The organism is Streptomyces sp. NPDC048172 (assembly GCF_043202595.1).
GTDB lineage: Bacteria > Actinomycetota > Actinomycetes > Streptomycetales > Streptomycetaceae > Streptomyces.
The window spans coordinates 1823785-1848702 of sequence record NZ_JBIDAT010000001.1 but is presented as its reverse complement, the minus strand read 5'-3'; the positions used below and the strand labels follow the sequence as shown (position 1 = coordinate 1848702).

Below are 24918 nucleotides of genomic sequence, written 5' to 3'. Positions count from 1 at the left end.
GGAGCGGCCCCCGGTCCGGGAACCGCTCCCTCACGCGCGTGTCAGCGGGCGCCGGCCGCACCGCGGCGGATGCCGAGGCGCTCGACCAGGGCGCGGAAGCGCTGGATGTCCTTCTTCGCCAGGTACTGCAGCAGGCGGCGGCGCTGGCCGACCAGCAGCAGCAGACCACGGCGCGAGTGGTGGTCGTGCTTGTGGGTCTTCAGGTGCTCGGTCAGGTCGCTGATACGACGCGAGAGCAGGGCCACCTGGACCTCGGGGGAGCCGGTGTCACCCTCCTTGGTGGCGAACTCGGTCATGATCTGCTTCTTCGTCGCGGCATCGAGAGACGACACTCGTACTCCTAGGATTCAGGCCGTCGAGCGCCCCTGGTCTTACTCGCAGGGGAATCTTGGATACTCGACGAACCGGTACAGGGTATCAGCGCTCAGCTGGTGAGGCTGCGGGCCGCCGAGTAGACGTCCATCACCGCCAGGCAGAGCGGCACCAGCGTGAGCAGCACGAACGTCTCCATGATCTCGGCGAACCGGCCCCAGAACGGGGTGACGCCCTTGCTGGGGACGGTGAGCCCGATGCCGACGACGAGGGCCGAGGCGAGCGCCAGTGCGGCGGTGAGCCAGACCGTACGGAGCGCGGTGTCGCCCTCGGGGAACCCGGCGGCGAGGCCGACCCCGAGCAGCACCAGGGCGCTGAGGCCCGCGACGAGGGCGCAGCTGACCTGCGAGGTGTAGCGGAAGAGGCGGGCGCGCAGCAGCATCGCGATGCCGGTGGCGAGGACGAGGAGCTGGCCCCAGCCGTTGCCGGAGAAGCCGAGGACGGCGGTCGAGGCGATGACGACGGCCGCGCAGCCGCCGACGAGGCCGACCAGCATCTCGTGGCCCCTGCGGGCCTGGGCCGCGATGCGCTCGGCGTCGATGGGTCCGTGGGTCTCGGGGGCCGCGTCGGGGTCGGCGTCGTAGTCCTCGGTGGCGCTGCGGGTGGTCTCGAAGCCTATGGGCAGCCGCGCGAAGCGGGTGGAGAGGCCGGGCAGGAAGGCGAGGACGCCGACGGCTACGGGCGCGCAGATGGCGGCGGTCTCCAGCGCGGGGATGTCCGACATGATCGCGATGAACGTGACGAGCGTGCCGACCGTGGCCGTGAAGGCGGCGGCGACGAAGGGGCCGTCGCCGTGCGGCGTCAGCGCGACGAGCACGGACGCGGCGATGAGCACGGCCACGCAGCCCAGCAGGAACTGGAGCCTGCCGATGCCGTGCCCGTCCTCCAGGGGCAGCAGCCCGGTGCCCGCGATCATGATGTGCGGCAGCGCGCCGAGCCCGAGCGCTATGGCGGTCGGCCTGTCCTCGTAGACCCGCGCGCGGACGGCCGCGAGCGCGACGAGCAGCAGCCCCGTGGTCCCGGCGAGGATGCCGGACAGGCCGTGCATGTCGTGCCGGACGGGGTCGGAGAACCAGAGCACGCAGGCCATCAGGACGAGCAGCGCGCCGCCGCCGATGAGCCCGGCCGCGCGCATCATGCCGTCGCTCCACAGCTTGCGGTCGCGGGTGACGGCGGTGGCGACGGCGTCGGAGACGTCGTCGAAGACGGCGGGCGGCAGCGACTCGGCGAAGGGGCGGAGGCTGAGCACCTCGCCGTCGAGGATGCGCTGCGCGACGAGGGAGCGGGAGCCGTCGAGCACGGTGCCGTCGCGGCGCACCAGGTGGTAGCCGACGGGGGCGCCCTCGGCGGGGCTCTGGCCCGACAGCCGGAGGATCTCCGGGTAGATGTCGGCGACGGGGACGTCCTCGGGGAGCGCGACGTCGATACGGCTGTCCGGCGCGACGATGGTGACCCGGCAGAAGCCGGTGTCGGCTGCCGCGCCCGACGGTCCGGCGGGCCCTGGGGCACCGCCGGGTCCCGGTCCCGTGCCCGGCGCTGCGGCCGCTGCGGAAGCCGTCGTACTCACCTGTGGATCCCCCTCGTCCGCCGGTCCGTGACCGGCCGGCTGTCCTCGCTCGGTCCGTGGCTCGGTCCGTGGCTCGCCGTACGCCGGGGCCGCACGCCCCCGCGTACACCGCGCGACACCCTACCGCTCCCGGTCAACCGGCGGTGCCACTAGGATCGCCAGCCGCGGAAGGGGTCCCCAGCCCCGGGGTCACCAGGGCGAACTGCCCCGTTCCGCGCCATACATCACGCCGTGACGGCGTCGCGAGGGACGCGGGGGAAGCGAGGGAACGTGAGAGAAATGGTGCGCACGTGACCCAGATCGTCGTGAAGCGTCAGCCCAGAGCGCTGCCCCCCGAAGTCCCCGACGAGGAACTCCGGCTGGAGCCCCCGCCGGAGCTGCCGCGCAACCAGCAGGAGGGGATGCTGCTCCAGCTCCTGCCGATGCTCGGCATGGGCGGGTCCAGCGTCTACTTCCTGATGCCGGGCATGAACACGCACCCCATGATGAAGATCATGGGCGTGGTGATGCTGGCGTCCACGCTCGCCATGGTCATCGCGATGGCGATCCGCTTCCGCAGGGGCGCCCAGGGCGACACGGCGCAGACTCGGCGCGACTACCTCAAATACCTCGCGCAGACCCGCCGCAAGGTGCGCAAGACCGCGCTCAAGCAGCGGGACGCGCAGTTCTATCTGCACCCCTCGCCCGAGCAGCTCTGGTCGCTGGTCGCCGAGGGCAGCAGGGTGTGGGAACGGCGGCCCTCGGACGGCGACTTCACGCACGTACGGGTGGGCCTCGGCACGCAGCAGCTCGCGACGCCGCTGGTGGCGCCGGAGACCGCGCCCGTGGACGAGCTGGAGCCGCTGACGGCGGGCGCGATGCACCAGTTCCTCAACACGCACGCCACGCTCGACGGCCTGCCGATGGCCCTGTCGCTGCGCGCCTTCTACCACGTGACGGTCAGCGGCGAGCCCGAGTCGGTGTACGCCGCGGCGCGCGCCATGCTCGGCGGGCTGGCCTCCCTCCACTCCCCCGAGGACCTGGTGATCGGGATCGCGGCCGGCCAGGACGCGTACGCCCGCTGGGAGTGGGCGAAGTGGCTGCCGCACGCGCAGTCCGGCGAGACGGACGGCGCGGGGACGCGGCGCCTCATCACGCGGGACGCCTTCGAGCTGGAGGAGCTGCTGGCGGCGCGGCTGGAGGGCCGCCCCCGGTTCAACGCGGGCGCCGATCCGCTGCTGGAGCAGCCGCACCTCGTCCTCGTCGTGGACGGCACGATGGTGCCGCCCGGCTCGGCGCTGGCCGCGCCCGAGGGGCTCCAGGGCGTCACGATCGTGGAGATCGTCCCGGGCGACATCGACGCGGCACGCGGCGGCCTCTCCGTCGTCGTACGGCCGCGCGCCCTGCGACTGGAGTCCGGCGAGGGCCTGGTCTACGACGGGACGCCCGACCTGCTCTCGTACGAGGCGGCCGAGGCGCTGGCCCGGCAGCTCGCGCCGCTGCGCGTGGGCACCGGCGGGGACGACGACGAACCGCTGCTGGCCAAGCTGGACTTCACCGACCTGCTGGGCCTGGGCGACGCCGCCGCGGTGGACGTGGCCCGCACCTGGCGGCCGCGCTCGCAGGCCGAGCGGCTGCGGGTGCCGATCGGCGTCGGCGAGGACGGGCAGCCGGTCATGCTGGACCTCAAGGAGGCCGCGCAGGACGGCATGGGCCCGCACGGGCTGTGCGTGGGCGCGACCGGTTCCGGCAAGTCGGAGCTGCTGCGGACGCTGGTGCTCGGGCTGTCGGTGACGCACTCCTCGGAGACGCTGAACTTCGTGCTCGCGGACTTCAAGGGCGGCGCGACGTTCGCGGGGATGGGGCAGATGCCGCACGTCTCCGCGGTGATCACCAACCTCGCGGACGACCTGACGCTGGTCGACCGCATGGGCGACTCGATCCGCGGCGAGCTCAACCGCCGCCAGGAGATGCTGCGCGACGCGGGCAATTACGCCAACATCCACGACTACGAGAAGGCCCGCGCCGCCGGTGCGCCGCTCGAACCGGTCCCCTCGCTCGTCCTGGTCATCGACGAGTTCAGCGAGCTGCTGACGGCGAAGCCGGACTTCATCGACATGTTCATCCAGATCGGCCGTATCGGCCGTTCACTGGGTGTGCACCTGCTGCTGGCCTCGCAGCGCCTGGAGGAGGGGCGGCTGCGCGGACTGGAGACCTATCTCTCGTACCGGATCGGTCTGCGGACGTTCTCGGCCGGGGAGTCGCGGGCGGCGCTGGGCGTGCCGGACGCGTACCACCTGCCCTCGGTGCCCGGCTCGGGCTATCTGAAGTTCGGCACCGACGAGATGACGCGCTTCAAGGCCGCCTACGTCTCCGGGGTCTACCGCTCCGCCGACGGCGGCGACCTCACCCTGACCGGTCCGCTGCCCGACGACCGCCGTCCCGTGCTCTTCACCGCGGCGCCGGTGCCCGTGCGGCACGTGGCGCCGGACCCGGACGCCGTGCCCCAGCCGCGCACGGGCGCCGACGACGACGCGCTGGCCGACACCGTGCTCGACGTCGTCGTGCGGCGGCTGGAGGGGCAGGGCACGCCCGCGCACCAGGTGTGGCTGCCACCCCTGGAGAACGCCTCGCCGCTGGACGAGCTGCTGCCGGGGCTCGCGCCGGTCGAGGGGCGCGGGCTGACCGTGCCCGACTACCCGAAGCTGGGGCAGCTCGTGGTGCCCCTCGGCCTGGTCGACAAGCCGTTCGAGCAGCGGCGCGACCCGCTGTACCTCGACTTCGCGGGCGCGGCCGGTCACATGCTGGTCGTGGGCGGCCCGCAGTCCGGCAAGTCCACGCTGCTGCGCACCCTGATCGCCTCGTTCGCGCTCACCCACACCCCGTCCGAAGTGCAGTTCTACGGGCTGGACTTCGGCGGCGGCGGCCTCTCGGCCGTCTCCGGGCTGCCGCACGTGGGCGGCATCGCCTCCCGCCTCGACCCCGAGCGCGTACGCCGTACGGTCGCCGAGGTCTACGGGATCCTGAACCGCCGCGAGGAGTACTTCCGCGCCCAGGGCGTCGACTCGATCGCCACCTACCGGCGGCGCCGGGCCCGCGGCGAGATCACCGACCAGCCGTGGGGCGACGTCTTCCTGGTCGTCGACGGCTGGGGCAACTTCCGCAACGAGTACGAGGCCCTCGACGGCGTCATCAACGACATCGCGGGCCGCGGCCTGGGCTACGGCGTGCACGTCGTGGTCTCCGCGACGCGGAACATGGAGGTGCGCGCCGCGCTCAAGGACCTCCTGATGAACCGCCTGGAGCTGCGGCTCGGCGACACCATGGACTCCGAGCTGAACCGCAAGGTCGCCGCCAACGTGCCCGCCGGGGTGCCGGGGCGCGGCCAGACGATGGACGCGATGCACTTCATGACCGGCGTCCCGCGCGTCGACGGCGTCGGCTCCGACCACGAACTCTCCGACGCGACGGCCGAGCTGTGCCGCACGGTCGAGGCGCACTGGCAGGGCGAGCGCGCGCCCGAGGTGCGGCTGCTCCCCCGCGAGCTGCCCGCCGCGCGCCTCCCCGGCGGCGGCGACCGCCCGGACCTGGGCGTCGCCTTCGCCATCGACGAGAACAACCTGGAGCCGGTCTTCGTCGACTTCGAGACCGACCCGTTCTTCCTCGTCTTCGGCGAGAGCGAGTCCGGCAAGACGGCGCTGCTGCGGCTGCTCGTCAAGCAGATCACCGAGCGGTACCCGGCCGACGAGGCGAAGATCGTCGTCGGCGACTACCGCCGCTCGCTGCTCGGCGCCATCCCCGACTCCCATCTGCTGGAGTACGCGCCGATGTCCAACGCCATGGAGACGCACATGAACGCGCTCCGCGACCTCATGGACCGGCGGACGCCCGCCGCGGACGTCACGCCCCAGCAGCTGCGCGACCGGAGCTGGTGGTCGGGGCCGAAGGTGTTCATCGTCGTCGACGACTACGAGCTGGTCTCCACCTCCAGCGGGAACCCGCTGGGGGCGCTGACCGAACATCTGCCGTTCGCCAGGGACGTCGGCATCCGGTTCATCATCGCCCGCAGCTCGGCCGGCGCCTCACGCTCGATGTTCGAATCGTTCATGACCCGGGTGAAGGAGCTGGGCGCCCAGGGCGTGGTGCTCTCCGGTGACCCGAGCGAGGGCGACATCCTGGGCAACGTCCGTCCCCGCCCGATGCCCGTGGGCCGCGGCTTCTACGTCTCGCGCAAGCGGGGCACGCCGTTGGTGCAGTTGGGCTGGCTGCCGGACGAAACGTAGACGAGACGTAACGGTTGCGAAGACGTCCCTGTGGCATTTCCCTTATGGAATCGCCATGGAGTTGACACGCTCTCAGTTGCTAGCCTCCCCCTCGGAGGCGCGATCAGCGGGATGAAGTGCGGCGGAACCATGCCAATTCCACTGAATCGCCGGAATCCGACGAACGGGACGGGGCCCGCACGGCGCACCCGCCGAGCACAGCGCAACGAGGAGAAGTAGCGATGCGGAAGCAAAGCGCCGCCATGTGGACCGCCGGGGCTCTCGCCGGGGTGCTGCTCCTTGGGGCCTGCGGCGGTGGCGGCGGCGACGAGGACAAGGGCGACGGCGCGAAGGGCGAGATCGCGGGAGCGGACAAGGCGGCGAAGTCCGCCTCCCCCTCGGCCTCTTCGGACAAGATCAAGCGCCCGGAGATCAAGCTGGCCTCCGACGCGAAGAACGTGTTCGAGAAGACGGAGACGGGCGATCCGGCGAAGGACGCGGTGCTGGCGGACAACCAGCGCCGGGTGAACTCGATCGACCAGGTCATCACGCGGAACAAGAACCTGGACGCGATGAAGTTCTACGCCAAGGACTCGCTCCTGCTGGAGAACATGAAGTACGCCAAGGGCTATCTCGACGAGGGGATCAGCTGGGCGGGCAAGACCCGCTTCTACGCCCAGAAGGTCGAGCTGACCGGCAAGAACACGGCCACCGTCTCGTACTGCATCGATGAGAGCAAGTCGCGGACGAAGGTCAGGAAGACCGGAAAGCTCAAGCCGAACAACGGTGGGGACAAGAACTACGTCCACGACACCGTGCAGTTGGAGCGGAACAAGCAGGGCGTCTGGCAAGGCGCAAACGGGGAATCGGAGCCTGGAGGCAAGAAATGCCCGCACTGAGAAGAACAGTCTGTCTGGCAACACTCTGCACCTTGGCTCTGACCCCCACGGTCGGACCGGCGTTCGCGGGTCCGACGGACCCGCCCGGCGGAGGCAGGGGTTCGGGCTCGGGCCGGGCCCAGACCGAGGGCAAGGCTTCGGACCAGTCGATCGAGGCCGGGGCCTCGCGCGTCACGAAGTACGTCGTCGAGGGCGCCAAGGGCGGCCAGACCGGCACGCCGGAGGCCGCCAACTTCGATCCGCCGCCCTGCTGGTACGAGCCGACGAAGACGCCCAAGCAGCTCAAGGCGCTCATGAAGGAATTCGAGCCGAAGAAGCGCAAGAAGAAGAAGTTCAACCCGCTCGACCCCGCCGACCCGGGCGAGATGGCCACCGCCCTGGAGAAGCAGGCCCAGGGCCAGATGGGCAGCTATTACCAGACGGACAAGTACAAGAACTACAACCTCGACAAGCAGGGCAAGGGGATGTTCTGGGAGGGCGTCCAGAACCCCGACATGAAGGACGACCCCAAGTCCCTGGAGTGCCAGGAGCACGCGATCTGGGTCCCCGAGGGCGAGAAGCCGGACGTGCCGAACCCCGTGACCCCGAAGGTGCTCGCGGAGTACGCGTACGGCTCGCTGCCCATTCCGGACACCGACATCGAGCTCAACCCCAAGGGCAAGCAGACCGTCAATCTCAAGTCCTGGGTGTGGCTCGACAAGGCGAAGTTCAAGCCGGTCAAGGTCCGCGCCGAGCTGGACGTGCCCGGACTGAACATCTGGGCCGAGACGACGGCCAAGCCCAAGTCCCTGAAGCTGGAGCCCGGCACGGACGACGCCACGACGTACCCGGCGTCCGGCGAGTGCGCCATCAAGAACGGCCAGATCGGCGAGCCGTACAAGAAGGGCGCCAAGAACAGCACGCCCCCGTGCGGCCTCAACTACCTGCGCTCCACCGACGGCCGGGGCCCGTTCCCGCTCAAGGCCACGCTCACCTGGGAGATCTCCTGGAAGGGCGCCGACGGCACCGGCGGCGACCTTCCCGACGGCTCCTACGGGGACACGCAGAACGTGACGGTCAAGGAGATCCAGGCGGTCGTCCGCGACTGACGCGTCCCGCTGCAATGCCTCAGCCTGCGCCCCCTCCGGGGCGTAGGCTGACAGGCCGCACAGCACGAAGGGAGCACCCGCTGATGGGGACGCAGCAGGAGAAGGAAGAGCTGTACGCGAGGGACATCTCCGACGCGGTCTGGGAGAGCGCCCCGGGCGGGCCCGAGGACGAGAAGGTCGAGATCGCCCATCTGGCGGACGGGGCCGTCGCGATGCGCAATTCCAAGGAGCCCGACGTCGTGCTGCGTTACACGGCGGCCGAGTGGGAGGCCTTCGTCCTCGGGGCGCGCGACGGCGAGTTCGACCTGGAGCCGATGCGGCACAACGGAGGGATCCCCGCCGAGCAGGAGTGACCCGCACGCCGCACAGGGGGTCGGCGGTCAGTCCAGTGGCAGGGCCACCAGATGACCGCCGCCCGCCGCGATGAGCTGCCGGGTGCGCGGGTGGGGACGCAGGGCGACGCTCGCGGGCGTGCCGGGGCCCTGATACGTCCACGCCTCCTTGTGCCGCCGCAGATCCACCGCCCGTATCCACTGGGTGCCCCCGCCGGGGAAGTAGGCCAGTTCGCGGCCGATGACGGGGGTGTGGACGAGGCTGCTGTGCGCGACCCATCCGGCCCTGAGCTCCCAGCGCAGCTTGCCGGTCTCCGCGTCGATCGCCAGCACGCCGTGCCCCTCCTCAAGGACGTACAGCACGCCGTCGCGCACGACCCGCTCCCCGTAGATCTTCTCTCCCTTCATCCGGTTCCGGGCCGCCGGGCGCCCCTTGCCGAAGCTCCAGGCGATCTTTCCGTCGGCCACCCGTACGGCCACGATCTCCTGCTCCCCGACGAAGACGTGGGGCCCCGCTGCCGCCATGACGTCCGCCGAGGCCACGTCGTACCGGGGGTGGTCGGCGAAGTCGAGCGCCCAGGCCTTACGCCCCGTACGGGCGTTCAGGGCCAGCAGCTTCTTCCTGTCGGCGAGGACGAGCTTTCCGCCTGCCAGCTTGGGCAGCATGTAGCCCACCGCCACTCTCCGCCGCCAGCGCACCTTGCCCGAGCCGAGATCGGCCGCGACCCACTCAAGGCCCTTCTCCTTCTGCTTCTCTGCCTTGTCCTTGTCCAGCAGGGAGCTCCGCGTCTCCTGCAGATAGAGGCTCCCCTCGCCGACGGCCTGGAGTTCGGCCTTCTTCAGGCGAGCCTTCTCCTTGGTCAGGAGCGGCGGCCGCACGGCGCACGTCCTGAGGTCGACGCGGGCGAGATCGCCCTTGTCCGGCACGTAGCCGTAGAGCGCGGAGCCGTACTCGACGATGCTCGTGTTCGAGCTGAAGAGCTCCGAGGTGCTCCCGCTCTCGTCCCCGGTACGTACGTCCACCGTGCGCAGGAAGCTCCCCGTGGCATACGCGACGTACTCCCCCGGCGTGAGGATGCGGACGCCTGTGGTGGAGTCGTAGGGGCCCGTCTTGAGGAGGTTGAGCGACTCGAACGGGCCCACCTTGGCCTTCCACTTCTCCTCCGGCGCCCCTCCCCGCCGTTTCCCGCCCGCCGCCGGGCTCTTGGACGGCCCGGCCTTCGCCTGTGAGCCGTCGGGGCGCAGGGCGAGCCAGGTGCCGCCGCCCGCGGCGGCCAGGGCCAGGACGCCTCCGCCGGTCATGAGCGCGCGTCTGCGCGAGAGGGACCCTTGGGCCTCGGAGCCGGGCTCGGACTCGGGAGCGGGCGCGGGGAGCCGCTGGTACTGGATGTCCCAGACCGCGTCCCCGCGCCGCAGGATCTCCGCGAGGAGCGCGTCGGGGAGGCTGTCGGCGAAGGACGTGGCGTCCGACGCGCCCAGCAGCGCGCGCAGTTCGGCCGTGTCGGGGCGGGCGGCCGGGTCCTTGGCGAGGCAGCGCAGGAGGACCGGGCTCAGCGGCTCCGGGACGCCGGAGAGGTCCGGGTCGGCGTAACGCACCCGGTAGAGCAGGTCCGCGGGCTGTCCGCCGCCGAAGGGGCCGTGTCCCGAGGAGGCGAACACCAGCACGCCCGCGAGCGCGAACACATCGCCCGCCGGGGAGTGTTCGCCCCCGGTCGCCTGTTCGGGCGACATGAAGGCAGGGGTGCCCGCTGCCGCCCCCGTACGGGTGAGCCGGTCGTCGCCCAGGGCACGCGCGATACCGAAGTCGATCACCTTGGGGCCCGTCGCCGTCACGAGAATGTTCGACGGCTTCAGGTCGCGGTGCACCACTCCGGTGCCGTGCAGCTGGGCCAGGGCCTCGCACAGCGCGGCGCCCAGCGCGCGGGCCGCCTCCTGTGGCAGGGGTCCGCACAGGGCCACCGCCTCGTCCAGCGGCGGTCCGAGCACGTACTCGGTGGCCAGCCACGGCACCTCGGCGAGTGGATCCGCGTCGACCACCCGTGCGCCGTGCCACTCGCCGATCACCCGCGCCGCGTCGGTCTCCAGCCGGAAACGCGTACGGAAGTCGGGGCGTTCGGCGAACTCCGCGTGCATCGTCTTGAGCGCGACGGTCTCGCCGTCCGTGGAACGGGCGAGGTAGACGGTGCCCATGCCGCCGCTGCCGAGGCGGGCGATCAGGCGGTACGCGCCGAGGTGTCGCGGATCGTCGTGGGTGAGGGGTGAGGCCATGGTTTCAGTCCACCGGGAGCGCGTAGAGGGATGATTCGGTGGCGACGAGGATCAGTCCGGGGGCCTTCGCCACGACGACGCCGGGCCGTGCGCCGATGCCGTCTTCGTCCCTGGGCGCTCCCCCTTCGCCTTTCTGCACGGCGGCGAGCCGCCAGAGGGGCCTTCCCCCGGCCGTGTCGAGCGCGAGGATCTCCGCGTTGCCGGAGAGCAGCAGGGTCTTCCCCGAGGCGCTGATCTCCATTCCGCCTTCGTGCGGCACCGTTCCGGGCGGGAGGGGCAGTCGCGCACGCCATCTCCTGCGGCCGTCCCGTGCGGCGACGGCGTAGACGTAGTGCTTCTCGTCCACCAAGTACAGCGCGCCGTTCCCGTGGACGGCCTTCGCGTCCACGATGCCGTGGACGGAACGGGTCCAGCGCTTGGCGCCGGAGCGCAGATCCCGGGCCTGCACGCGCCCCTCCGTCGGTCCGAGCACGAGCAGACCGCCGGGAGCCGCCATGCAGAGGCCCGAGGGTTCCACCTCGATCCCCGGGTAGCTCCGCCGCCACCGCTCGCGGCCGGTGCGCATGCTGAGGGCGAGATAGCCGTGGTACTTCTCGTCCGAGTTGCCGAGCGTGTTGGCGTTGGGGAGCAGCAGCTCGCCCTTGCGGACGACGGGAGGCGCGTCGAAGCCGCCGAGGGTGGACGTGGCGCCGTACGCCGGGTGGATGTCCTTGCGCCAGCGTTCCTTGCGGTCGCGGAGGCGGTAGGCCACGACGGCGTACTCGCTCTGGCCTGCCTTCTTCTCCTCGCGTCTCCCCATGAAGAAGAGCGTGCCGTCCTGCACGGCGATCACGGCTTCGAAGCCGAGGGCCCCGTCCTCGTACCGCTTCTCCTGCCACTTCACCCGGCCCGAACGCGTCGAGATCAGGCTGAAGACGTCCATGTCGGCGAGCACCGCCGTGTCGTCCCCGGCGTAGTGGAGCGACCGCGCGGACATGTCGTCGCGCGACCACTGCTGCTTCCCCGTGGCCAGGTCGAACGCGAGGACCCCGCCGTCCGTCGCGAAGAGCGCCCGGCGGGGGCCCGCGAGGACGGGCGGTTCGGTGTCGCCGACGCCGTCCGTCTCGATCTCCCGGCGCCACAGCGGCACGGGCGCCACGCCGGAGACGGCCAACGGGTCGCGCGGCCGTACGGGATCGGCCCGGGTCGCGCGCCAGCCGCCGACCGCCGCCGCGCCGAGCCCCAGCCCGAGCGCGCCGTACGTGGCCCCCGTGAGCAGCGCGCGGCGGGAGGGCGAACGGCGCGGCGCCGCGGTCTCCGCGCCTGTGCCGCCGTCCTGCGGAGGGCCCGTCGGGGCCGGGGCGAGGGCGGGGGCGAGGGCGGGGGCGGCCGGAACGCCCGCGTCTCCGCCCGGATGCCGCGCCGCCTGCTCCTCCAGGGCCCGCAGGACGGATGCGGGCGGCTCCGGCGTGCCGGGGCGGGCGCCGCCGGGTGGGGCGAGCTGCTGGAGGAAGGCGTCGGCACGGGGCCGGGACGCCGGGTCGGGCGCGAGCCCGGAGGTGAGGAGGGGGCGCAGGCGCTCGGGCAGTTGGCGGGGCGCGGGGGCGCGCTGTCCCGTCGCCGCGTACGCCAGCACGGTGGCGAGCGCGTAGATGTCGCCGAGCGGCTGCGGGGTGCCGCCCGTGCGCTGTTCCGGGGGCAGGCTCTCGGGCGCGACGCCGGGCACGGAGTGCCGGGGCGTCCCTTCCGGTGACGCGGCGCGGACGAGGCCGAAGCCCGTGAGCGCCGGGCCCGACGGGGTCAGCAGCACGGACTCCGGCGAGAGACCGGCGTGCACCAGACCGTCGCGGTGCGCCCAGAGGAGCGTCTCCGCGAGGGCCGCGCCCAGCGCCCGTACCGTCTCCTCGGGCAGCGGACCGCCGTGCGCGTCGAGCGCGGCGGGAAGCGGAAGTGCGGGCCCGACGCCGTACGCGACCCAGGGCAGCGGGGACTCGCGGGGCGCCACGTGCGTCACCGGGGCCGTCCAAGGGCCCTTCAGACGCGTGGACTTGCCGGCCTCGGCGCGGAAGCGGAGCCGGTAGCCCGCGTCGTCCGCCACCTCCCCCGGCAGTACGGCCCGGACCACGTCCACGCGTCCGGTCCGGTCGTCCTGGCCCAGGAACCAGCGCGGTCCGTCAGCGGCTGAGGCCGTGTCGAGCGTGGCCACGATGCGGTAGCGGTCGAGCTGGCGCGGTATCTCTCCCTGCGGAGGTCGCATGCGCTCTCTTCTCCTCAGTCCAGCGGGAGCGTGTAGGCGTCGTTGCCGCTGAGTACGAGCGCCAGCTCGCTCGTGAGCGCGACCGTGCGCCGGTGCACGCTACGCCGCGCGCCGGGCCTCAGATCGGTGAAGCGCCACAGCAGGGTGCCCACCTCCGCGTCGAAGGCCTCCACCTCCACGGGGTTCGCGGAGAGCAGCACACGGCCGTCCGGGGCGGGCCGGGCCTCCGGCATGCCCGCCTTCGCGACGTCCCCGAGGTTCTCGAAGGAGACGCCGAGCTCGGCCCGCCACTTGCGCTCGCCCTTCTTGACGTCCACCGCCCACACGTCGAACCCCCCGTCCGTGACGAACACCGTCTCCTTGTGCAGGACGGGCGGCCCGAAGGAGGGGCGCTTGCCGCTCAGGGGCTCGGTTCCCTCCGGCCTCTTGGCGGTCCGCAGGCTCCACCGGGGGCGTCTTCCCGCGCCCTCCAGGTCGTAGCCGCGCAGGTGGCTCCCGTCGGCGACGACGAGCATGCCGTCCCAGGAGGCCACCGCTCCGTCCCGCCCGGTGGCCCCGTCGTACGTACGTGCCCACTCCTCCTCCCCCGACTTCCGGGAGAGCGCGGTGACTTCGGTGCGGCCTTCCCCGCCGTCCTGGGAGCCGGAGGACGAGCGCAGCAGCAGGGAGTCGGGCAGCAGGTGGCCCTGGACGTCGGCGGGCGTTCCGGAGGGAAGGGGCACCCGCCATTTCCGTCGTCCCCGTTCGACGTCGCACGCGACGATGTGCCGGTCCCCTTCGGCGAACCAGACGGTGTCGCCCTCCGTTCCCAACAGGTTCGTCCGCCCCTTTCCAGTCCGCCAGCGGGGCTTGCCCGTACGGGCGTCGAGCGCGGTCAGGCCGTCGCCGGGCACCAGCAGGAGGCCGCCGTCGGCCAGTAGGGCGGGTCCCGTCGCGGCCAGGCCTTCGCGCTTCCACCGCTCGTCGCCCGTGGCCAGTTCCAGCCCGAGGACGCTCTTCTTCCCCAGGACGACGCAGATCCCGCCGTCCCAGATCAGGGGATCCGTGCCCGGTGCGGCGGAGAGGCCGAGGCGGCGGTGCCAACGGGGGTTCGGCGGCATCCCCTCCGCCCGCTTGCGCGAGCGCCGCCCGGCGGCGAGACGCTGTGCGGCCGTCGGCTCGACGGGTTCCTCGCCGGTGGCCGCCCATGTCGCCGTGCCGCCGACGGCGAGCCCGGCCGCCCCCGCTGCCAGCCCGGTGAGGACGCCCCGTCGGCCGGTTCCGTGCGCGGGAGGCGAGGCCACGGTGGTCGACAGAGCGGGTGCCTCGGGCGGCGAGGGCGGGAACTCCGGTTCCTCGGGCGCCCGTTCCCCCTCCGGGATCCGCGCCCCGAGCACCGCGGACGCCTGCACGGAGAGGGCGACGGCGATGCCGCGCGGCAGCCAGCCGGGCCGCAGCAGGTCTTCGGCCCGGTCGGTGTCGGGGTCGAGAACGGTCGCGGGGCCGACTCCGGGCCCCGGTCCCGACGGAGTCCGCCCGTCCAGCAGGCGGGTCAGCAGTTCCGCCGCGGTGGGCCGGTCCGCGGGGTCGGCCGCCAGGCAGGCGCCGACCGTGCCCGCGAGTGCGGCGGGAAGCCCGTCGAGGGAGAGCCGCCCCGTGCGCTCCGTGTATCCCGTACGCCCCGTCGCCGCGTAGGCGAGGAGCGCGCCGAGGGCGTAGACGTCGCCCGGCGGCCGGGGGTGTCCTCCCGCCGCCTGCTCGGGCGGCACGAACTCGGCCGGGAGCCCGGGTATGTGCTGCCGGGCCTCCCCGTCGGGCCCCGCCGCCCGTACGGCGCCGAAGCCGGTGAGCCGCGCGCCGTCCCCCGTCACCAGTACGGCGCGGGGTGAGAGCCCCGCGTGCGCGTGTCCGGCGGTGTGCAGCCGGTCCAGGCACTCGGCGAGGACCGCGCCGAGCGCGCGTACGGTGCGCTCGGGCAGCGGTCCCCCGTGCGCGGCGACGACCTCGGGGAGCGGGATCCCGGGGGCGAAGGGCGAGGCGTACCAGGGGAGTTCCCCGCCTCCGGAGGCAGGAGCCACGTCGGTGACGCGCTCGACGCGCGGGATGCGCCGCTCGCCCACCCCGCGCGCCCGTTCGGTCTCCGCGAGGAAGCGCGCGGCGTCGGCCTCGCGCTCCGGGAGCGGCGTGGTGACCACGACGGTCCTGTGCCCGTCCGTGCTCTTGGCGAGGAACCGCCGCTCGGCGGCCGGGACGGCGCTCGCCTCGCTGTCCAGCCGGAACAGCGGCGCGTACGGGCCCAGGCGGCGCGGGTCGTCGTGGCGAAGGGGTTCCATGCTCTCTCTCGTCGACGGCTGCGGTGGGGGGGGGTGGGGGCGCGGCTGCTGCGGTCGGGGCTCAGATCACCGGCATCGCCGTGAGGGTCTTCCCGTGCAGGACGAAGACGCGGTTCCCGGCCGCCGCGAGGTGCCAACTGCCGCCGCTTCCCTGGCTGTAGGGCCAGGCCTCCTGCCCTCCTCGGGTGTCCGCCGCCACGACGCCCTGCGTGCTGGCGTCCTTCGTCGAGTCCTTCGCGCACCACACCGTACGGCCCTGTACGACCGGTGCCGCGGCACGGGGAAGCTCGCCCGAGATGTTCTGGCCCAGGGTCCACTTCTCCGCGCCGTCCGTCCGCGTACGGGCCTTGAGGAAGGCGCCGTCCACCGCGTACACCGTGTTCCCGGAGACCACCGGCGCGCCCCAGCCGGTCGCCGCGTCCGCGCGGTGCCCCCAGGCGCGCTGGCCGCCGGACAGCGTGAGGGCGGCCAGTTCGCGGCCCCCGAGGTACACCGTTCCGCCGTGCACGGCGGGTGCGAGCGCCACGGCTCCCTTCTCCCCGGCGGCGCGCCGCAACGGGCCCCAGACGGTCTTCCCCGTACGGGCGTCGACTCCGGCGACCCTGCCGTCCGTTCCGCACACGACGAGCCTGCCGCTGCCGGCCGCCGCCCTGCCGGGCCGTTCCGCGGACTGCCGTACGGGCGCGGGCACGGTCCAGCGCGTCTTGCGGGACGCGGTGTCGACGGCGCGCAGCCTGCCGTCGGACGTCACGAGGTACACCGTCGTGGCGTCGGCGGCCAGCAGCACGGCGGCGCGGGCCGGGGCGGCCCAACGGCGCTTGCCGTCCTCCGCGTTCAGGGCGAGGAGCTGCCCGTCCTGGGTGGCGGCGAAGAGGACCTCGGCCTCGTTCCGCCCGCTCCGGCCCTTCACGGGCGCGACCAGGCCCCCGGTCGCCTTGGCGGCGGGCGACTTCCAGCGCTGCTTGCCGCTCCGTACGTCGTAGGCGTGGAACGTGCCGTCCGGCCCGCCGACGACGACGAGGTCCCGTACGGGAAGCGGGGCCGGGGAGTTCTCCCCCGCGGCCTCGACGGGGCCCCACAGCGGGTCGGGCGCGCTGCCCTGCTCGTACGAGGACGCGGACAGCGCCTTGGCGTCCCACGCCGCGCGCCCGTCCCCGTCGCCGTCGCCGCCCTCGCCGTCCGTGTCGTCCCCGCCCAGCAGCCAGGCGGCCGTACCGCCGCCCGCCGCCAGCACGGCGCCACCGGCGACGAGGCCGGTCAACAGCCTGCGGCGGGAGGGGCGGCCGGCGCGGCCGGGGCGGGAGGAGTCGGCGGCCGGGTCCGTCCCGTTCGCCGGGAGCGCCGCCAGCCGGGCGGCCTCGCGCTCCCGCGCGGCGATGTCCTCGGCCAGCGGGCCCGCCGTCCACGCGAGCCCGGCGTCCCGGGGCGGCGCGAGCGCGGTGGCGATCTGCTCCGGAGTGGGGCGTTCCGCGGGGTCCTTGGCGAGGCAGGGCGCGACGTAGGCGCGCAGGTCGGGCGGCAGCCCCTCCAGGCGCGGCTCGCCGTGCACCACCTCGTACTGCACGGCCGCGACATGGTCGCCCGTGAACGCCCGCTGCCCCGTCGCCGCGTAGGCCAGCACGGCCCCGAACGCGAACACGTCGGCGGCCGGGCCGACCCGGCGTCCCAACACCTGTTCGGGCGGACCATAGCCCGGGGTGACGGGCGCCTGCCCGGTGGTGGTGAGCGTCAGGCCGTGCTCGGGGCGGGCGATCCCGAAGTCGATCACGCGGGGGCCCGCCGACGTGAGCACGATGTTCGGCGGCTTGAGGTCACGGTGGACGAGCCCGGCGGCGTGCACGTCCTGGAGCGTGCGCGCCAGCGCCGCGCCGAGCGCCCGTACGCCCGCCGCGTCGAAGGGCCCGAACCGGGCGACGGCGTCGTCCAGCGTCGGCCCCGCGAGGAACTCCGTCGCGATCCACGGCTGCCCGCCCGCGTGCGGGCCCCCCGCCTCGGTCCTGGCGTCCAGCACCCGCGCCACGCCCTCGCTGCGCACGGCCCGCGCCGTCTGCGCCTCGCGGACGAACCGCTGGGCGAGATTCGGGTCGTGCGCCAGCTCGGTCCGCAACACCTTCAGCGCCGCCGTACCCCCCGCCCCGTCCCGCCCCAGGTAGACCTTGCCCATCCCCCCACTGCCCAGCACGCCGATGAGGCGGTAGGGGCCGAGGCGGAGGGGGTCGCCGGTGCCGAGCGGTTTCACGGGGTGGACTCCTTGGACGGGGCGGTCGGGGCGGACGGGGCGGACGGGGTCACTGGAGGGGGAGGGCGACGAGGTACGACTGACCGACCGCGAGGAGACGGTCACCGCGCTTGTGGGCGCGCAGGGCCACGTTGCCGCTGTCGCCGGGTCCCTGGTACGTCCACACCTCACGGCGCCGTTTCAGGTCGATGGCCCGCACCCACTGCGTTCCGCTGCCGGACACGTAGAGCAGCTCCCGTCCCTTCACGGCCTCCGCCAGACCCGGGTCGAGGCCCGTGATCCAGTCGGCCTTCATCTCCCAGCGCAGCTTTCCGCTGCGGCGGTCCAGCGCGATCAGCCCGGTGCCGCGCTCCAGGAGGTACAGGAGATCGCCGTCCACCACGGGGACGCCGTAGCGCCAGTTGCCCTCGTCCTCGCCCGAGTTCTCGCGGCCCTCTCCGAAGGTCCACGCGACCTTTCCGTCGGCGACGCGGACGGCGACGAGCCGCCGGTCTCCGACGAAGAGGAACGGTCCGCTGTGGGCCCGGACCGTGGCCTCCACGTTCTTGAGGCCGGGGTGGTCGGGAAAGTGCAGCTTCCACTTCTTGCGCCCGGTACGCGCGTCCACGGCCAGCAGCGTCGTCTCGTCGCTGAAGACGACCTTGTCGCCCGCGGGTGTCGCGGGTACCCGGATGACGCCTTTCCTGCGCCATCGGATCTTCCCCGAGCCGGAGTCCACGGCCAGCCACTCCTCCCGCCCGGCCTTGTCGTCCTCGCCGCCCTTCTTGCCTTTCTTGCCCTTCTCCTTGCTGCCGCCCTCGCTCGTCCCGCTCAGGTACAGGACGCCGTCGGCGACGCCCACGAGCTGGGCGTCGCCGGTCAGACCCAGCTTGCGGAAGTCCGTGATGGCCGGTTCACGGAAGGAGCATGTCTTCGGATCGGCCTGGAGGACCTTTCCCAGGTTGGCGGCGTACAGCTCCCCGCCCTGCGTGAAGACATCCCCGGACTGGTCAAGTTCCGAGGTCGTCCCGCTCTCCTTACCGCTGCGTACGTCGATCGTGCCGAAACCGCTGTTCGCGGAGTAGGTGAGGTAATCGCCCGCCACCAGCAGGCTGCCCCGCGTCAGGCCCGCGAACTTGAGCTTCCACTTCTCCTTCGGCGCGCCGCCCGGGGCCGTGGGCGCCGCCTTCGGTCCGTCGGGCTTCTTGGCGGACGGCCCGGGCCCGTCGCCGGGGCGCAGGGCGAACCAGGCGCCGCCACCGGCGGCGGCCACGGCGACGGCACCGCTGCCCAGCAGCAGCGCGCGTCTGCCCGGCCCCGAACGGGCCCCGGGGGTACGGGTGGTGGCGGGCTCTTCGGGTCCGGTGTCGGGGAGGGGCGGCGGCAGCCGCTGGTACTCGACGTCCCAGACGGCCTCGCCCCTCCGCAGGATCTCCGCGTGCAGCACGCCGGGGAGCCGGGCGGCGAACGGGGAGGAGTCGTCCCGGTCCAGCAACGTGCGCAACTCGCCCGTGCCGGGCCGCGCCGCCGGGTCCTTGTCCAGGCAGCGCAGCAGCACTCCCGCCAGGTCCGCCGGAACGCCGGACAGGTCGGGTTCCGCGTACCGCACGCGGTAGAGCAGATCGGCCGCCTGGCCACCGCCGAACGGCCCGTGCCCCGACGCCGCGAACACCAGCACACCCGCCAGCGCGAACACGTCACCGGCCGGCGGGTGCTCGGCTCCCGTGGCCTGCTCCGGAGACATGAACGCGGGCGTGCCCGCGGCGGATCCGGTCCGCGTCAGCCGGTCGTCGCCCTCCGCACGGGCGATGCCGAAGTCGATGACCTTCGGCCCGGTCGCCGTCACCAGGATGTTCGACGGCTTCAGGTCGCGGTGCACCACGCCGGTACCGTGCAGCTGTGCCAGCGCCTCGCACAGCCCAGCGCCCAACGCCCGTACGGCGTCTTCCGGCAGCGGCCCGCACAGCGCCACCGCCTCGTCCAGCGGCGGCCCGAGCACGTACTCGGTGGCCAGCCACGGCACCTCCGCCAACGGATCCGCGTCGACCACGCGCGCGCCGTGCAGGTCACCGATCACCCGCGCCGCGTCGGTCTCCAGCCGGAAACGCGTACGGAAGTCGGGGCGTTCGGCGAACTCCGCGTGCATCGTCTTCAGCGCCACGGTCCGCCCGCGCGGCGAACGCCCGAGGTACACCGTGCCCATGCCGCCGCTGCCCAGCCGGGCCACCAGAACGAACGGCCCCAGCCGCTGCGGATCGTCATGTGTGAGAGGAAAGGCCATGGCGTTCAGTCCACCGGGAGTGCGTAGAGGGCGTTCGGAGTGGTGACGAGGACCATGCCGGGCACCTGTCCCACGACAGCGCCCGGGGCCGCGGCGAACGACTCGTTCCTCGAAGGCGGTCCGACGCCCTCGGCGGCCACGGCGGCGAACCGCCACAACAGCTTTCCGTCACTCGCACCGAACGCGACGACCCCCTCCGAGGAGGAGACCAGCAAGACCTTCCCCGAGGCGCTCAGTTCCATGGGGGACTCCCTGGTCCGTCCCGCGCCCAGCAGCATCGGCGCACCCGGCCAGCGCCGCCGCCACTTCCTGCGACCGTCGCGGAGATCGAACGCGTACATCGTCTCGTCGTCGTTGACGACGTACAGGGTCCCGTTTCCCAAGGCACTGGGCGCACTCGCGTGGCCCTGCACCTTGCTCCTCCACCGCACCGAACCGGTGCGGGCGCTCCTCGCCTCCACGTACCCCTTCTTCTTGCCGGTGAGGATAAGACCGTTGGGGGCGAGCCTGTTCAGCTGGGTCGCGGAGACGTTGATCCCACGATGGCCCCGCTCCCATTTCCTGCGGCCGTCGCGCACATCAAGGGCGAGATAAGTGAAGGGCTTCCCGCCGGAGTCGTAAGGGTTGTTGGGGAGAAGCAGCGTTCCCCCGTCGACGAGGGGACCCACGTCCAAGTCCTGGGGATCCATGGACGATCCGTATCCGCTCGGGAGGGTCCGGCTCCACAGCTCCTTGCGATCGCGGAGCCGGTAGGCCACCGCCTTGACCGTGAACTCCGTGTCTGCGGTCTCCGTCCACGTCCGCGTGAGGAAGTAGAGCGTGCCGTCGTGCACGGTGAGAATCCTGTCCACGGAATCTTCGGCCTTGCTGCCGTACTTCTCCTCCGTCCACTTCGCCTTTCCCGTATGAGCGCTGACGAGGGAGAACGAGTCCTCCTCCCGTAGCAGCAGCAGACCGCCCCCCACATGGACCGGTGGCTCGCTGAGGACCATGTCGTCCCGGGACCACAGTCGCTTCCCTGTGACGAGGTCGACCCCGGTCGGCCCGCCGGTCTCCACGACCAGCGCCGCCCGGCGGCGTCCCGCAGGAACGAGCGACACCCACTGCTTGCCGCCGTAGGACGCGAAGCGCCACAGCGGTGCGGGCGGTGTCCCGGGGACGGCCAGCGGATCGCGGGGCGGTTCGGGGTCGGACCGGGTCGCCCGCCAGCCGCCGACCGCCGCGGCACCGGCCCCCAGGCCGAGCGCGCCGTACGTGATGCCCGCCAGCAGCGCGCGACGACCCGGTGAGCGCCGGGGCGACGGCCGGGTCTCCGTTCCGCCGGACGTGGGAGCTGACGGGGTCTGAGCCGGATGACCCGGCTGTTCGGGGACGTACGGAGGTGGCGGCGCCATCGAGCGATGTCGGTTCGCCTGGTCTTCAAGCACCCACAGGATGGAGGCGGGCGGTTCCATGCCGCCGGAGGCGGGCGTGCCGTGCGGCGCGAGTTGCGCGAGGAGCTTGTCGGCCTGAGGCCGCGCGGCAGAGTCCTGGGCGAAAGTGGCCCCGATTACGGGGCGCAGGCTCTCCGGGAGGCGGTGCGCGGCGGGGGCGCGTACGCCGGTCGCGGCGTACGCCAGCACGGAGCCGAGCGCGTAGACGTCGCCGAGGGGCTGCGGGCGGTCCCCCGCGCGCTGTTCCGGGGGCAGGCTCTCCGGTGCCACGCCGGGCACCGCGTGCCGCGCGGCGCCTTCCGGGGAGGCGGCGCGGACGAGGCCGAAGCCGGTGAGCGCCGGTCCGGCCGAGGTCAGCAGCACGGTCTCGGGCGAGATCCCGGCGTGCACCAGGCCGTTGCGGTGCGCGTCGAGGAGCGTCTCGGCGAGCGCCGCGCCCAGCGCCCGTACCGCCTCCTCCGGCAGCGGACCGCCGTGCGCGGCCAGCGCGGCGGGGAGGGGAAGCGCGGGCCCGACGCCGTACGCGACCCACGGCAGCGGGGACTCCGGGGGTGCGAGACAGGTGACGGGCGCGGCGGAACGGCCGTTCAGCCGACGGGACTTCCCCGCCTCCGCCAGGAATCGCAGCCGGTAGCCCTCGTCGTCCGCCTCCGGCCCCGCAGGCACGACCATCAGCACCACCAGTTGCCCGGTCGTGTGGTCCCGGGCGAGGAGGTGGCGCACACCGCCGCCCTCCCCGAGGTGCGTGTCCAATGCCTCGGCGACGCCGTAGCGGTCGAGCTGGCGTGGAAGTTCGCCCAGCGGGGCTCGCATGCTCTCCTCTTCTCGGGTGTGCCCGGTCTCGCCCGGACTTCCTCAGGGCTGCCTACTTCAGGGGCAGGAGGTACGCGTCCCTACCGCCCACGATCAGCGCCGATTCGTCCGTCAACGCGACCTGGTGGCGGCGGAGCGCGCCGTGGGTCCCCGCCCCGACCTGGGTGAAGCGCCACAGCGCGGTGCCCTGCTCCGCTCCGTAGGCGGCGACCTCTGAGCTGTTGACGGCGAGCAGGGTACGGCCGGAGGGGCTGACGGCCGTCACGGGCGGGCCCGTCGTCTTCAGGGTGTTGCCGTACGCGAAGCGGGGATTGGCGGTCCACTTCTCCTCGCCGTTCCGGATGTCGAAGGCCCTCACGATGTACAAGCTGTCGCTGACGAAGACGGTGCTCCCGTGCACCACGGGCCGGGCGAAGTACGGCGGCGTGGTCGGCCCCTCGTAGAGCCCGTCCGCCTTCGGGGCCCGCAGGCTCCAGCGCGGCTTGCCGCCCGGGCGCTGCAGGTCGTAGCCCTTCAGCCGGGTCCTGGCGGCGACGACCAGGGTTCCCTCCCCGGACACCACCGCCTGCTCCCGCGCCAGGAAGACGTCGTCGTACGTGCGCGACCACTGCCGCTCGCCCGAGCGCCGCGAGTAGGCCGTCGCCCTGACGCTCTCGCGGCCGGGGCCCGGTGACCGCACGACCAGCGCGTCGGGCAGCAGATGTCCCCCGGTGTCCTTGGACATCCCGTCGGGCGCGGGCGCGCTCCAGAGCCGACGGCGCCGGGCCACGTCGTAGGCGACGATGTGCCGTTCCCCGTCGAAGAACCAGACGGTGCCGCCGTCCATGCCCAAGACCTGCGGCCGTGCCGCCTTCGCCGTCCCCCGCGTCTCACCCGTACGGATGTCGAGCGCGGACAGCTCCTTGCCGGGGACGAGCACCAGACCGCCCCCGGCGGACCGAACGGGCCCGGAGGCATGGAGATCCTCGCGCCGCCAGACCTCGTCACCACTCGTGAGGTCCAGTCCGACCACGGCGGAGCCGCCCCGTACCACCGCGATCCGGCCTCCCCGGAGCACGGGCTCGTCGCCGGGCGCCGAGGGGAGGTCCAGGCGGGTGTGCCAGCGCGGGTTCGGAGGTGCTCCGGCGAGCCGTTTGCGGGAGCGCCGCTTCGCGGCGTAGCGCTGCGCCGCCGTCGGCTCGGGCGGGTCCTCCGCTGTCGCCGTCCACGTGGCCGCACCGCCGACGGCGAGCCCGGCTGTCCCGGCCACGAGCCCGGTGACCAGGGCCCGGCGGGAGGGGCGGGCCGCGCCGCTCCCCGACCGGGTCAGGGTGCCGTCCGGCACGGCGGCGGGATCCGGCACCGGTACCGGCACCGGCTCCGGCGCGACCGGAGCGACGGCGACGTCTTCGGGGATCTCGGCGTCCAGCACCTCGGCGGCCTGCACCGCCAAGGCCGCGCTCACCCCGTACGGCAGCCACCCGGGCCGCAGGACGGCCTCCGCCCGGCTCGCCTGCTGGTCGAGGACCGTCCCGTCGAACACGGTCGCGACCGGCGGCGGTTCGGCCGGGGCCTGCCCGTGCCCGTCGAGCAGACGGTCTACGAGTTCGGAGGCGGCGGGCCGTTCGGCCGGGTCGGTGGCCAGACACGCGCCGAGCACCTCACGCAGCCCGTCCGGCACTCCGTCGAGGGCGGCTCCGGCGCGGCCGGTCGCCGCGTAGACAAGCAGCGCGCCGAGGGCGTAGACGTCGCCGAGCGGGCGGGGCAGCCCACCGGCTGCCTGCTCGGGTGGCAGGAACTCGGGCGCGAGTTCCGGGGATCCGGTACGCGGCTGCCCCTCGGGCGCGGCGGAACGGACGACCCCGAAGCCCGTCAGCCGCGGACCGCTCGCGGTCAGCAGCACGGCCCGCGGTGAGAGGCCCGCATACGTCTCGCCGAGGGCGTGCAGCCGGGTGAGCGCCTCTGCGAGGGCCGCACCGCACAGCCGTACGGCCTGCTCGGGCAACGGTCCCGAGTTGGCTGCCAGTGCCTCGGGCAGCGGAAGCCCCGGCGCGAAGCGCGTGGCGTACCAGGGGATGTTCTCGGCGCTCGCGGTGCGCCCGGCGATGTCACCGATGTCGGCGACGGGGGCGAGGTCGGCGACGGGGGCGAGCCACGGCACGCGGCTCTCGTTCGCCCGTCGGGCCTGCTCGGCCTCCGCGAGGAACGCGGCTAAGGCGGCCTTCCCGCGCAGCGGGACAGTGATCACGACGGTACGGGTCCCGTCCGTGGCCTTGGCGATGAAGCGCCGCTCGCCCCAGGGAAGCCCGAGGCTCTCGTCGTCCAGCCGGGACAACAGTGCGTACGGGCCGAGGCGGCGGGGGTCGTCGTGGCGGAGGGGTTGCATGCTCTCTCTCAGGGAGGGAGGGACAGGACGCGCTCCGAGGAGGCGACAGGACAGCTCTCTCGCTGTCCCGCCGCCTCACGGCGTCCGTGGGCGACGGACCTGGCCGTGCCGCTCCTACCTCTTCATGAACATGTCGTCCAGGTCGAACAGGCCGGCGGCCTTCTTGTCGGTGGCCCGGTAATCGCCGCTCGCCATCCTGACCGCACCCGCGATACTCGTGAGGCGCCTCTCCAGGTCGTCGGCCTTGGCGTTCCACATCTTCTGGACCCGGAGGTAGTTCTCGTTCGACATACCGTCCCAGCCGTCACAGATCTTCTTGACGACTCCCATGACCTTGGCCAGGTCCGCGCGAAGTTCCCTTGCCTCTCGGTCAAGGTCATCCGCTGCGGCGTCAAGGCTGGCGTATGTGACCTTGAGGTGATCGCCGTGATCTCCCGCCATAGCAACTCCTTCATCGTGACGTGCGTTTCTCGACTCCGCGCCGGACGGAATC

At 73.1% G+C, this 24918-nt stretch carries 14 protein-coding genes; 4 read left to right on the top strand and 10 right to left on the bottom strand.

Going from position 1 to position 24918, the window contains the following annotated elements; all coding sequences use genetic code 11:
• Positions 1 to 41 precede the first annotated feature (41 nt).
• Together rpsO and eccD are read right to left on the bottom strand one after the other, a co-directional pair.
• Positions 42 to 332, bottom strand: coding sequence for a 30S ribosomal protein S15 (gene rpsO, locus ACGF3A_RS08440; protein ID WP_079166964.1), 291 nt, complete (start codon positions 330 to 332; stop codon positions 42 to 44).
• Positions 333 to 424: 92 nt separating this feature from the next.
• Positions 425 to 1939 (bottom strand): type VII secretion integral membrane protein EccD, encoded by a 1515-nt coding sequence (gene eccD, locus ACGF3A_RS08435; protein ID WP_393727033.1) that lies wholly within the window; start codon positions 1937 to 1939, stop codon positions 425 to 427.
• A gap of 290 nt (positions 1940 to 2229) precedes the next feature.
• Here eccD and eccCa point away from each other — a divergent pair, with 290 nt between their 5' ends.
• From eccCa to ACGF3A_RS08415, 4 genes are all read left to right on the top strand, one after another.
• Entirely contained in the window at positions 2230 to 6201 is a 3972-nt protein-coding gene (eccCa, locus tag ACGF3A_RS08430; RefSeq protein WP_393727031.1) for a type VII secretion protein EccCa, read from the top strand.
• 221 nt (positions 6202 to 6422) lie between these two features.
• Complete coding sequence (locus ACGF3A_RS08425) at positions 6423 to 7079, top strand: hypothetical protein (protein WP_393727029.1); 657 nt, start codon at positions 6423 to 6425, stop codon at positions 7077 to 7079.
• A 32-nt stretch (positions 7080 to 7111) separates the two neighbouring features.
• Entirely contained in the window at positions 7112 to 8167 is a 1056-nt protein-coding gene (locus tag ACGF3A_RS08420) for a hypothetical protein (RefSeq protein WP_393727027.1), read from the top strand.
• 83 nt (positions 8168 to 8250) lie between these two features.
• Entirely contained in the window at positions 8251 to 8520 is a 270-nt protein-coding gene (locus ACGF3A_RS08415; RefSeq protein ID WP_393727025.1) for a DUF397 domain-containing protein, read from the top strand.
• A 27-nt stretch (positions 8521 to 8547) separates the two neighbouring features.
• Here the strand turns inward: ACGF3A_RS08415 and ACGF3A_RS08410 are convergent, their stop codons facing one another.
• From ACGF3A_RS08410 to ACGF3A_RS08375, 8 genes are all read right to left on the bottom strand, one after another.
• On the bottom strand, positions 8548 to 10767 hold the full coding sequence (locus ACGF3A_RS08410) for a PQQ-binding-like beta-propeller repeat protein (protein WP_393727023.1): 2220 nt from the start codon (positions 10765 to 10767) through the stop codon (positions 8548 to 8550).
• A gap of 4 nt (positions 10768 to 10771) precedes the next feature.
• Positions 10772 to 13003, bottom strand: coding sequence for a PQQ-binding-like beta-propeller repeat protein (locus tag ACGF3A_RS08405; RefSeq protein ID WP_393727021.1), 2232 nt, complete (start codon positions 13001 to 13003; stop codon positions 10772 to 10774).
• A gap of 14 nt (positions 13004 to 13017) precedes the next feature.
• Positions 13018 to 15315 (bottom strand): PQQ-binding-like beta-propeller repeat protein, encoded by a 2298-nt coding sequence (locus tag ACGF3A_RS08400; RefSeq protein ID WP_393727019.1) that lies wholly within the window; start codon positions 15313 to 15315, stop codon positions 13018 to 13020.
• A gap of 61 nt (positions 15316 to 15376) precedes the next feature.
• Positions 15377 to 17554, bottom strand: coding sequence for a serine/threonine-protein kinase (locus ACGF3A_RS08395; protein ID WP_393727017.1), 2178 nt, complete (start codon positions 17552 to 17554; stop codon positions 15377 to 15379).
• A 49-nt stretch (positions 17555 to 17603) separates the two neighbouring features.
• Entirely contained in the window at positions 17604 to 19814 is a 2211-nt protein-coding gene (locus ACGF3A_RS08390; RefSeq protein WP_393727015.1) for a PQQ-binding-like beta-propeller repeat protein, read from the bottom strand.
• A 5-nt stretch (positions 19815 to 19819) separates the two neighbouring features.
• Positions 19820 to 22060: a PQQ-binding-like beta-propeller repeat protein gene (locus tag ACGF3A_RS08385; RefSeq protein ID WP_393727013.1), complete on the bottom strand. Its 2241-nt coding sequence runs from the start codon at positions 22058 to 22060 to the stop codon at positions 19820 to 19822.
• A gap of 52 nt (positions 22061 to 22112) precedes the next feature.
• Positions 22113 to 24425 (bottom strand): PQQ-binding-like beta-propeller repeat protein, encoded by a 2313-nt coding sequence (locus ACGF3A_RS08380; RefSeq protein ID WP_393727011.1) that lies wholly within the window; start codon positions 24423 to 24425, stop codon positions 22113 to 22115.
• 114 nt (positions 24426 to 24539) lie between these two features.
• On the bottom strand, positions 24540 to 24866 hold the full coding sequence (locus ACGF3A_RS08375) for a WXG100 family type VII secretion target (RefSeq protein WP_393727009.1): 327 nt from the start codon (positions 24864 to 24866) through the stop codon (positions 24540 to 24542).
• Between the last annotated feature and the right edge of the window lie 52 nt (positions 24867 to 24918).